Origin of the sequence: Aquitalea pelogenes (assembly GCF_001515305.1) — a bacterium.
Lineage (GTDB): Bacteria > Pseudomonadota > Gammaproteobacteria > Burkholderiales > Chromobacteriaceae > Aquitalea > Aquitalea pelogenes.
Genome location: NZ_LNQV01000078.1, coordinates 1 through 10519 on the forward strand (window position 1 = coordinate 1; position 10519 = coordinate 10519).

General features: G+C 62.9%; 9 protein-coding genes. 6 read left to right on the top strand and 3 right to left on the bottom strand.

Going from position 1 to position 10519, the window contains the following annotated elements:
• Positions 1 to 212: 212 nt before the first annotated feature.
• Together AWT75_RS19555 and AWT75_RS19560 are read right to left on the bottom strand one after the other, a co-directional pair.
• Positions 213 to 782, bottom strand: coding sequence for an Rcat domain-containing protein (locus AWT75_RS19555; RefSeq protein WP_062791346.1), 570 nt, complete (start codon positions 780 to 782; stop codon positions 213 to 215).
• A gap of 88 nt (positions 783 to 870) precedes the next feature.
• Entirely contained in the window at positions 871 to 1803 is a 933-nt protein-coding gene (locus AWT75_RS19560) for a D-hexose-6-phosphate mutarotase (RefSeq protein ID WP_239689674.1), read from the bottom strand.
• A gap of 96 nt (positions 1804 to 1899) precedes the next feature.
• Here AWT75_RS19560 and hutC point away from each other — a divergent pair, with 96 nt between their 5' ends.
• The 6 genes from hutC (at position 1900) to hutH (ending at position 9546) form a co-directional block, all read left to right on the top strand.
• Positions 1900 to 2616: a histidine utilization repressor gene (hutC, locus tag AWT75_RS19565; RefSeq protein ID WP_231588830.1), complete on the top strand. Its 717-nt coding sequence runs from the start codon at positions 1900 to 1902 to the stop codon at positions 2614 to 2616.
• Between the two features lie 123 nt (positions 2617 to 2739).
• Positions 2740 to 3564: an undecaprenyl-diphosphate phosphatase gene (locus AWT75_RS19570; RefSeq protein ID WP_045845965.1), complete on the top strand. Its 825-nt coding sequence runs from the start codon at positions 2740 to 2742 to the stop codon at positions 3562 to 3564.
• A 198-nt stretch (positions 3565 to 3762) separates the two neighbouring features.
• Positions 3763 to 5013, top strand: coding sequence for an imidazolonepropionase (gene hutI, locus AWT75_RS19575; protein ID WP_062791348.1), 1251 nt, complete (start codon positions 3763 to 3765; stop codon positions 5011 to 5013).
• Positions 5010 to 5945 carry a formimidoylglutamase gene (gene hutG, locus AWT75_RS19580; protein WP_062791351.1) on the top strand — a complete coding sequence of 312 codons (936 nt, stop codon included), beginning with the start codon at positions 5010 to 5012 and terminating at the stop codon, positions 5943 to 5945. Before hutI ends, hutG begins: the two co-directional genes overlap by 4 nt.
• A gap of 168 nt (positions 5946 to 6113) precedes the next feature.
• A complete protein-coding gene (hutU, locus tag AWT75_RS19585) occupies positions 6114 to 7796 on the top strand; it encodes a urocanate hydratase (protein WP_062791353.1) in 1683 nt (560 codons plus the stop codon).
• A gap of 217 nt (positions 7797 to 8013) precedes the next feature.
• Positions 8014 to 9546 (top strand): histidine ammonia-lyase, encoded by a 1533-nt coding sequence (gene hutH, locus AWT75_RS19590; protein WP_062791355.1) that lies wholly within the window; start codon positions 8014 to 8016, stop codon positions 9544 to 9546.
• A gap of 79 nt (positions 9547 to 9625) precedes the next feature.
• Here the strand turns inward: hutH and AWT75_RS19595 are convergent.
• The coding region (locus AWT75_RS19595) for an SLC13 family permease (RefSeq protein ID WP_062791357.1) at positions 9626 to 10519 on the bottom strand (894 nt) is incomplete at its 5' end.

The window sequence follows — 10519 nt, forward strand, 5'->3', positions numbered from 1 at the left end:
CGGAAATACGCGCAACCCGGGGTCGCCTAGGGGTGCAGGGGAGCTGGCGACGCAGCTCCCCTGCCTGCATGGCGGGCAGCACCGCCATGTAAACATCACCGCGCAGCGGACAACCGTCGTTTAGAGGCCAGACCCAGAACATACCCGGCGTTGCAGCCAACAAAAAGCCCGGCTAGGCCGGGCTGGTGTCAGGTATCCACATACCGGCCATTTCAAGCCGTGGTGGCGATTTCCTGCTGCCGGTAAATCAGCGCACCGGCCAGCAGCAACTCGTGCTCGCTCAGGGCAAACTGACCGGGCGGCGCGGCGCGTTCGAACAGGAAGCGGCGGCCTTCGTATTCCACCCAGGCGCTGATGGTCTGGTCGTGAAAACGCCCCAGGACTTCACTGGAGTGTGTCACCGCATTCACATCCGGCACCACAATGCCCACCGGCAGCGGCACTTCCTCGGCCACTTCCCAGTTTTCCCGCGCCGGCAGCTGCGGGCTGTTGCGGGTGGCCAGTTGCAGCCACAGGCGGTAAGCCCACAAGGGCAGCATCACGCGGTGTACCCGTTTGTCGTCGGTGATGACGCAGGCAATGGGGAAGCGATGATGGCACGCCGGGCAGGTGCCTTTGGCGGCCAGAAACAGCTTGTCCTGCTGCAGGCTGGCCAGCCCGGACATGTGTTCGCACCCTACCATGGCATGGCAATGCGGGCAGTGCTTGCCAAAGCGGCGCACCCGGTTGCCATTGGAAAAGGTGACGGGGAGATAACTGGAAATCGTGTTCTGTCTTGCCATTGACTACCTGTCCACTACAACGCCAAGCATGGCGCGATGCTGTGCAGTATACCCTGTCCATCGGGATGGGGGCATCGGGAAGCCGGCTTCAGTCGGCCCGTATCTGGCAGCCCAGTGTATGGCTGCTGCCTGGCTCCAGCGTGTAGCTGTCTTCACCCGCATTGGCTGCCTCGATGCAGACAAAGTCGTGCCAGCCCTCGTCCGGCAGGTCGGCCAGCCGCGCAGCCTTGTCTTGCCAGGGGTTCCACAATACCACGCTGCCAGAACCGCTGCGGCTGATGCGCAGGCGGCGCTGCCATTGCGGGTCGTGCAGGATGACATCGGCCTCGCTGTAGACAATGGCATCGAACTCGCCATTCAGCTGTAGCGGGCTTGATGGCAAGCGACTGTAGCGAGCGGCCACCTTGTCTTCGAAAACGGCTTCTTCCACGCCGGATAGCTGAATGCGGCGGCTGTCGCTGACCGCGAGATAACTGTGCAGCGCCGTGCTCACCGTGTGTGGCTGCTGGCTGTGATTATGGGTGTGCAGCTGCATGGCAATGTGGTCGGACAGGGTGTATTCCAGCTCAACATCCAGCCCTTGCCAGTGCGGACCTTGCAGTTTCACGTGAAACGCATCGCCATCCTGCTCCACTGACAGCAGCTGCCAGTCTTGCTGCCGCGCCACGCCATGGGCCGGGGCGGCAGTGTCGGTCGGGTGCGGGCCAAACCAGGGCCAGCAAACCGGCACGCCACCGCGAATGGCCTTGCCCTGTTGCAGCATGGCTTGTGGCGACATGTACAGCCAGGGCTGTTGTCCATAGGGCTGGAAGGAAAGCAATTGCCCACCCAGCAAGGACAGGGTGGCGGAGAAACTGCCGCCATCCAGTTGCAACAGGGTGAGTGCATTGCCAAGCGGAATCAGCTGGGCGGCGGCGGGCAGGGAAATGGACATTCGGATGACTCGCTGGCGGGAAATGGACAAATCATAACTCAAGGCGGCCGTGACAACTGCCTGGCGGGTGATGGGCAGAGCGGCCATGGCTGTTGTACATTGGCTGAACTCTGCGCTGGATCAGCCACAGCCGCCGCAGTCCGGTCTAGAATGCCTCATCTTAACGTTTGCATGGAATACAAGGTGTCTGCCACAGCTCAACCGCGCTATCTGCGTATCAAGGAATACATTCTGGAAGGCATCCGCAAGAAGGAATTCCTGCCAGGCTGCAAGATTCCGCCCGAGCTGGAACTGGCCAGCCAGTTTTCCGTGTCGCGCATGACCGTCAACAAGGCGGTGCGCGACCTGGCCGAGGCCGGCATCCTGCTGCGCTTTGCCGGGGACGGTACTTATGTGGCCGAGCGCAAGGCTGAATCGCCGCTGCTGGACATCAACAATATCGCTGCCGAAGTGGCGGCGCGCGGCCACACCCACAGTGCCGACGTGCACCAGCTGGAAACCATCGCGGCAGGTGAAGAGATTGCCCTGCAACTGGGGGTGAAGGTGGGCACGCCGATTTATCACTCCATTCTGGTGCATCGCGAAGACGGCCTGCCCATTCAGCTGGAAGACCGCTATGTGAACCCGGCCTGGGCACCGGATTACATCCTGCAGGATTTCACCCGCCGCACGCCCAATGAATACCTGATGGAAACCTGCCCGCTGACCGATATCGAGCACAGCGTGGAAGCCATTCTGCCGGATGCTCGTGAGCTGGCCATGCTGGATATCGCCGCTGGTGAGCCCTGCCTGCTGGTATTGCGCCGCACCTGGTCGTACAAGAATCTGGTGACTTTTGCCCGGCTGGTGCATCCGGGTGGACGTTACAAGCTGCGCTCGCAAAGCCGGGTGAAGAAATAAGGCTGGCTGCGTGTATCGGTACGACGGTGCAGATCAGTTGTGATTCTGTCATCGCGACAGGTTATGCTAGCGGATTATTTCTCTGCTTCTTCCTTTTAACCCGCCCACATCATCAATCACATCATGGACACACTGCTTTTGCTCAAGGCAGCCATTCTCGGCATTGTCGAGGGGCTGACCGAATTCCTGCCCATTTCCTCCACCGGTCACCTGATCCTGGCCGGCGAGTTGCTCAAGTTCAACGACGAGCGCGGCAAGCTGTTTGAAATCGTCATCCAGTCCGGTGCCATCCTGGCGGTGATCTGGGAATACCGCGCGCGCATCGCCGCCGTGGTCGGTGGTGCACGTCATGATGCGGCAGCCCGTCGCCTCATCCTCAACCTGGCCATCGCCTTCTGCCCGGCCGCCGCGCTGGGCTTTCTGTTCAGCAAGGCCATCAAGGCCCACCTGTTCAACGCGCCGGTGGTGGCCAGCATGTTCATCATCGGTGCGCTGGTCATCATGTGGGCCGAGCGCCGCCAGCACAGCATCCGGGTGCAGACGGTAGAGGAAATGAGCCCGCTGGATGCGCTCAAGGTGGGCTGCGCCCAGGCCTTTGCGCTGGTGCCGGGTACTTCGCGTTCCGGTGCCACCATCATCGGCGGCATGCTGTTTGGTCTGTCGCGCAAGGCGGCCACCGAGTTTTCCTTCTTCCTGGCCATTCCCACGCTGATCATCGCCTCGCTGTATTCGCTGTATAAAGACCGCGCGCTGCTGGCAGCGGACGATCTGGGCATCTGGGCGGTGGGCCTGCTGTTTTCCTTTGTCTCGGCCTTCTTCTGCGTGCGCTGGCTGCTGCGTTTCATTTCCAGCCACAGCTTCATGGTGTTTGCCTGGTACCGCATCGTGTTCGGCATCATCGTATTGCTGACCTGGCAGTACGGCTGGGTGAACTGGGTGGATAGCTGAAAGTCGCCAGCAGACAATTGACTATACAAATACTGTTGGATTTTTGATGCACAAAGGGAGCCGTTGGCTCCCTTTTTTATTTGCACAACTGATTGATAAATAAATACTTTTGTGCAAGTACATATTGTATGCAATGTTTAATCGTGGTTGACAAGCATCAATGCAGGGTTTATTTGTATATACAAATCAGGAGCAAACATGAGCAAGCCTATCAACCGCACCCGCAGCCTGTGGCTCAATGCCCGGCTGGCCACCATGGATACGCAGCACCCTGCGCCCTACGGCGCGCTGCACGACCACGTGCTGGTGGTGGAGCAGGGCCATATTGCCGCCATCCTGCCGCAAGGCCAGCTAAACCCGGCCAGCTTTGATGGCGAGGTGGTGGACGTGGCCGGCCGCTGGATCACCCCCGGCTTTATCGACTGCCACACCCATCTGGTGTACGGCGGCAACCGGGCGGCGGAATGGGAACAGCGTTTGCTGGGCGTGCCGTATCAGCAGATTGCCGCCCAGGGCGGTGGCATTGTCTCCACCGTGCGCGCCACCCGTGCACTGAGCCAGGCGCAACTGGCCGCTGCCAGCCTGCCGCGCTTGCAGGCGCTGATGGCCGAGGGCGTCACCACGCTGGAATCCAAGTCCGGCTATGGCCTGAACCTGTATGACGAAATCAAGCAATTGCGGGTAGCCCGCCAGCTGGCAGACAGCCAACCAGTGGAGATTGCCCCCACCTTGCTGTCCGCCCATGCCTTGCCGCCGGAATTTGCCGGTGACGCCGATGGCTATATCCAGCACGTCTGCCAAGACATTCTGCCCACCGTGGCAGAACAAGGCCTGGCCGAAGCGGTGGATGTGTTCTGCGAAAGTGTGGGCTTTTCCCCGGCGCAAACCCGCCGCGTATTCGAAGCTGCCCAGCAGCACGGCCTGCGGGTGAAGGGCCATGTCGAGCAGCTGTCCAATCTGCATGGTGCGGCGCTGGTGGCCGAATTCGGCGGTCTGTCGGCCGACCATATCGAATACCTGGACGCTGCCGGTGTGGAGGCCATGCGCACGGCAGGCACGGTAGCGGTATTGCTGCCCGGCGCATTTTACTTCCTGCGCGAAACGCAAAAGCCGCCAGTCGAACTGCTGCGTGCGGCCGGTGTGCCGATGGCGGTGTCCACCGATCTGAACCCCGGCACCAGCCCGTTTGCCTCCATCCGGCTGGCGATGAACCAGGCCTGCGTGCTGTTCGGCCTGTCGCCGGAAGAAGCACTGGCCGGTACTACCCGCCATGCCGCCCAGGCACTGGGCCGTGGCCACAGCCACGGCAAGCTGGCGCTGGATCATGTCGCCGACCTGCTGCTGTGGGATATCGAACACCCTGCCGAAATCGTCTACGGACTCGGCGTCAACCCGCTGGCCGAACGGGTATTCCGTGGCCAGCGTCCGGGCAAGGAAACAACACAATGACTCCAGACATGAAGCTGTGGACCGGCCGCGTGGACGCCGGTGAAGGCGAACTGGCGCGCCGCTGGCACCAGCTGGCCACGCCGTTTGCACCCGGCCTGCCGGCAGGCATCGGCATTGCCGGTTTTGCCTGCGACGAAGGCGTGCGTCGCAATCAGGGCCGTGTGGGCGCAGCGGCAGCGCCCGTGGTCATCCGCAAGGCGCTGGCCAATCTGGCCTGGCATCAGGCCTATCCGCTGTGCGATATGGGCGATGTGGCCTGTAGCGATGGCGATCTGGATGCCGCCCACCTGCGGCTGGCGGCGGCGGTGGAGCAACTGGCGCGTGCCGGGCACTTTCCGCTGGTGCTGGGTGGTGGCCACGAAACCGCCTACGGCACCTGGCGCGGCCTTGCCGCAGCGCATCCGGAGAAGGTAATCGGCATCATCAATTTCGACGCCCATTTCGACATCCGCGAGGCAGCCGAGGCCACTTCCGGCACGCCGTTTGCGCAGATTGCCGCTGACTGTGCCGCAACTGGCCGTCCCTTCCATTACCTGTGCCTGGGCGTGGCCGAGCCCTCCAACACCCAGGCGCTGTTTGCCCGTGCCGGGCAGCTGGGCGTGCAGTGGCTGCTGGACAGCGCACTGAACCAGGCTGGCCTCCCCAATGCCCAGCGTACGGTGCAGGACTTCATCGACCAGGTGGACATGGTCTATCTCACCATCGATCTGGATGTGCTGCCCGCCAGCGTGATGCCCGCCGTATCCGCCCCTGCCGCCATGGGGGTGGAGCTGCCGGTGGTGGAAGCACTGGTCACCGCCATTGCCGCCAGCGGCAAGCTGGCCGGGGCAGACCTGGTGGAGCTGAACCCGCAATTCGATATCGACAGCCACGGCGCGAAGACGGCGGCCCGGCTGGCGTGGAGTATCACCCGTCATCTGGCCTCGCAGTAAGAAGCGCGAACAAAACCGCGTAGCGAACCCGGGCCAAGGCGCGCCGCTGCAGACAGTACATGCCGTACGGCAAGGCGGCGCAACGCTGGAGCGGGGATTTTGTCAGCGGTTCCCGGTAAGGAATTCAGGGCAGTTGCCCGACAACATGGCAGTACCAAGGAGACAGCAATGAGCGCAGCACAACAAGACAGCCGCTTCGACCCGACCCGTGTGATCCGCGCCCCGCGCGGCACCGAACTTTCCTGCAAAAGCTGGCTGACCGAAGCCGTCTACCGCATGATCCAGAACAATCTGGACCCGGAAGTGGCCGAGCATCCGCAAAGCCTGGTGGTATATGGCGGCATCGGCCGCGCCGCCCGCAACTGGGAATGTTTCGACACCATCCTGGACGTGCTCAAGCGTCTGGAAGACGACCAGACCCTGCTGATCCAGTCCGGCAAGCCGGTAGGCGTGTTCAACACCCACGCCGACGCGCCGCGCGTGCTGATCGCCAACTCCAACCTGGTACCGCACTGGGCCAACTGGGAACACTTCAACGAGCTGGATAAGAAGGGCCTGATGATGTACGGCCAGATGACCGCCGGCTCCTGGATCTACATCGGCTCGCAAGGCATCGTGCAGGGGACTTACGAAACCTTCTTTGCCGTGGCCAACCAGCACTTCGACGGCAAGCCGCAAGGCCGCTGGATCCTGACCGGTGGTCTGGGTGGCATGGGTGGCGCGCAGCCGCTGGCCGCCACCATGGCCGGCTTCAGCATGATTGCTGTGGAATGTGATGAAACCCGCATCGACTTCCGCCTGAAAACCCGTTACGTGGACCGCAAGGCCACATCGCTTGACGAGGCGCTGGCCATCATCGAAGACGCCAAGCAAAGCGGCAAGGCGGTGTCCGTCGGCCTGCTGGGCAATGCCGCCGACGTGTTCACCGAACTGGTGAACCGTGGCATCACCCCGGACGTGGTAACCGACCAGACCTCCGCTCACGACCCGGTACACGGCTATCTGCCGCAAGGCTGGACGGTGGAACAATGGCGCGCCAAGCAAAAGACCGATGCCGCTGAAATCACCGCTGCCGCCAAGAAGTCCATGGCCGTGCAAGTGCGCGCCATGCTGACCCTGCAACAGCGCGGTGCCGCCACGCTGGACTACGGTAACAACATCCGCCAGATGGCGCTGGAAGAGGGCGTACAGAATGCCTTCGACTTCCCCGGTTTTGTCCCGGCCTACGTGCGCCCGCTGTTCTGCGAAGGCATCGGCCCCTTCCGCTGGGTGGCGCTGTCCGGCGACCCGGAAGACATCTACAAGACCGACGCCAAGGTGAAGGAACTGATTCCGGATGACCCGCACCTGCACAACTGGCTGGACATGGCGCGTGAGCGCATCAGCTTCCAGGGCTTGCCGGCACGTATCTGCTGGGTGGGCCTGAAAGACCGCGCCCGTCTGGGTGCAGCTTTCAACGAAATGGTGAAGAATGGCGAACTCAAGGCGCCGATCGTGATTGGCCGCGACCATCTGGACTCCGGCTCGGTGGCTTCGCCCAACCGCGAAACCGAATCCATGCTGGATGGTTCGGATGCCGTGTCCGACTGGCCGCTGCTCAACGCCCTGCTGAATACCGCTGGCGGCGCCACCTGGGTGTCCTTGCATCACGGTGGTGGCGTGGGCATGGGCTTCTCGCAGCACTCCGGCGTGGTGATCGTGTGTGATGGTACGGATGAAGCCGCCAAGCGCGTGGGCCGTGTACTGCGTAACGACCCGGGTACCGGCGTGATGCGTCATGCCGATGCCGGTTACGACATCGCCAAAAACTGCGCGCGCGAGCAGGGCCTGGACCTGCCGATGCTGAAATAAGCCGGGTAGAGCATGCCCGATCCAGCGTTGCGCCTCCTTGCCGTACGCCATGTACTGTCTGCGTCGGCGCGCCTTGACTCGGCCATTCTCTGTGCAGGCATCACGCTATTTAGTGCCATCACCCTGCCTGCTTTGGCAGGGCAGGCGCTAGAACAAGAACATGGCTGGCCGGGCCTGCGGGCGTGAGGCCAGCTGACAATCAATAGAGACTGAAACCATGAGCATTCTCAATATCGTACCGGGCCAACTGACACTGGCCGACCTGCGCCGCGTTTCACGTGAAACCGGTCTCAAGCTGCAACTGGACCCGTCCTGCCACGCCGGCATCGACGCTTCTGCCGCCACCGTGGCACGCGTGCTGTCCGAAGGCCGCACCGCCTACGGCATCAACACCGGCTTTGGCCTGCTGGCCAATACCCGCATTGCACCGGACGAGCTGGAACTGCTGCAGCGTTCCATCGTGTTGTCGCACGCTGCCGGTATTGGCGCGCCGATGGACGATTCCACCGTGCGTCTGGTGATGGCACTGAAAATCAACTCGCTGGCGCGTGGTTTCTCCGGCATTCGCCGTCGGGTGATCGAAGCGCTGGTCACGCTGTTCAACCACGGCATCTACCCGGTGATTCCGCAAAAGGGTTCGGTGGGCGCGTCCGGCGACCTGGCCCCGCTGTCGCACATGAGCGCAGTGCTGATCGGCGAGGGCGAAGCCTTCGTCAACGGCCAGCGCGTACATGGCCGTGAAGCCATGCAGGCGGCTGGTCTGGAACCCATCACCCTGGCCCCGAAAGAGGGCCTCGCCCTGCTCAACGGCACGCAAGCGTCCACCGCCTTTGCGCTGGAAGGCCTGTTTGCCGCGGAAGACCTGTTTGCCTCTGCCGTGGTGGCGGGCTCCATGTCGGTGGAAGCCGCGCAGGGCAGCCGCACCCCGTTTGATGCCCGCATCCACGCTGTGCGCGGCCATGCCGGCCAGATCGACGCCGCCAGCGCCTACCGCGCCCTGCTGGAACACAGCGAAATCGAACACTCGCACGAAAACTGCGGCAAGGTGCAGGACCCGTACAGCCTGCGCTGCCAGCCGCAGGTGATGGGTGCCTGCCTGACGCAGATCCGCCACTCCGCCAGCGTGCTGCAAGTGGAAGCCAACTCGGTATCGGACAACCCGCTGGTGTTTGCCGACGACAACGACATCCTGTCCGGCGGCAACTTCCACGCTGAGCCGGTGGCCTTTGCCGCCGACAATCTGGCGCTGGCGCTGGCGGAAATCGGCTCGCTGTCCGAGCGCCGCATGGCACTGTTGATCGACAGCAACCTGTCCAAGCTGCCGCCCTTCCTGGTGAATAACGGCGGGGTGAATTCCGGCTTCATGATTGCCCAGGTTACCGGCGCGGCACTGGCTTCGGAAAACAAATCGCTGGCGCACCCGGCCTCGGTGGACAGCCTGCCGACTTCCGCCAACCAGGAAGACCACGTGTCGATGGCCACCTTTGCCGGTCGCCGTCTGCGCGACATGGCCGGTAACACCGCCGGCATCCTGGCGGTGGAGCTGCTGGCGGCCTGCCAGGGTGTGGACTTCCGCGCCCCGCACAAGGCCAGCGCCAAGCTGGAAGAAGCCAAGGCCGAACTGCGTGCGCAAGTGCCGTTCTACGACAAGGACCGCTACTTCGCACCGGATATCGAGAAGGCCGCTGCGCTGGTGGCCAGCGGCAGTTACAACCGCTTTGTCGCGGCTGGCTTGCTGCCCTCTTTGTAAGCACGGCTAGTCTTCAGGAGCTTGGCCCGGCACCGTCACGGTGACCGGGCTTTTTTGCGTGGAATGGCGGGACGGGATGTCAGAGCAGGCAGTAGCCCAGCACGCCTGCCAGCAGCAGCGCGGGCAGGGAATACAGATGAAAACGCAGCCAGATGCCGCGCTCGCCCGCCATGCGCAGGGCAATCAGGTTGGCCAGCGAGCCCAGCACGCAGCCAAAACCACCGGCATTCACCGCATAAGCCAGCACCTTGTAGGCGCTGCTGTATTTCACCAGCAGGATGGTGGCAGGCACATTGCTGATCAGCTGCGAACCCAGCAGGGCGGTCAGGTACAGGCCGCCGCTACTCAGCCCGGCCACGGCATCGGTCCAGTGGCGTACCAGCGGTAGCCCGGTCAGCAGGCGGATATCGACAAACATCAGCATGAACACGGCAATCAGGCTCCAGTCCACCGCCAGCAGCAGGGCCGGGCGCAACAGGGCAATGCCGGCCAGCACCGCAGCCAGGCCCCACAGCGCATGGCCGGATTCCAGCGCCACGATAAAGCCGATGTACAACAAGGCGCAGCTCCACAGCAGACCGGGCTGATAGCCGCTGGCGTCGTCGTGCAGTTCGGCATGAATGCGCTGGCCGGGAAACGCAAGGGCGGTGGCCAGTAGCAGCAGTGCCATGCTGCCCAGTGCCAGCGGGGCCATCTGCCAGGTAAATGCAGCAAAGGACTGGCCGGACAGCTGCCACAGCAAGATGTTCTGCGGATTGCCGATCGGGGTGAGCAGCGAACCGGCATTCACCGCCAGCGCTTCGAATATCACCAGCCGGCCAATGGGCAGGCCGGCAATGCCACGCAGGCTGAGGGTGAGCGGCACCACGATGAACAGCGCCACATCATTGGTGAGCACGGTGGACAGCAGGGCCGACATGCCCACCAGAAACAGTGCCAGCGATCTTTCCCGCGCCAGCCGGTTGATGATGAG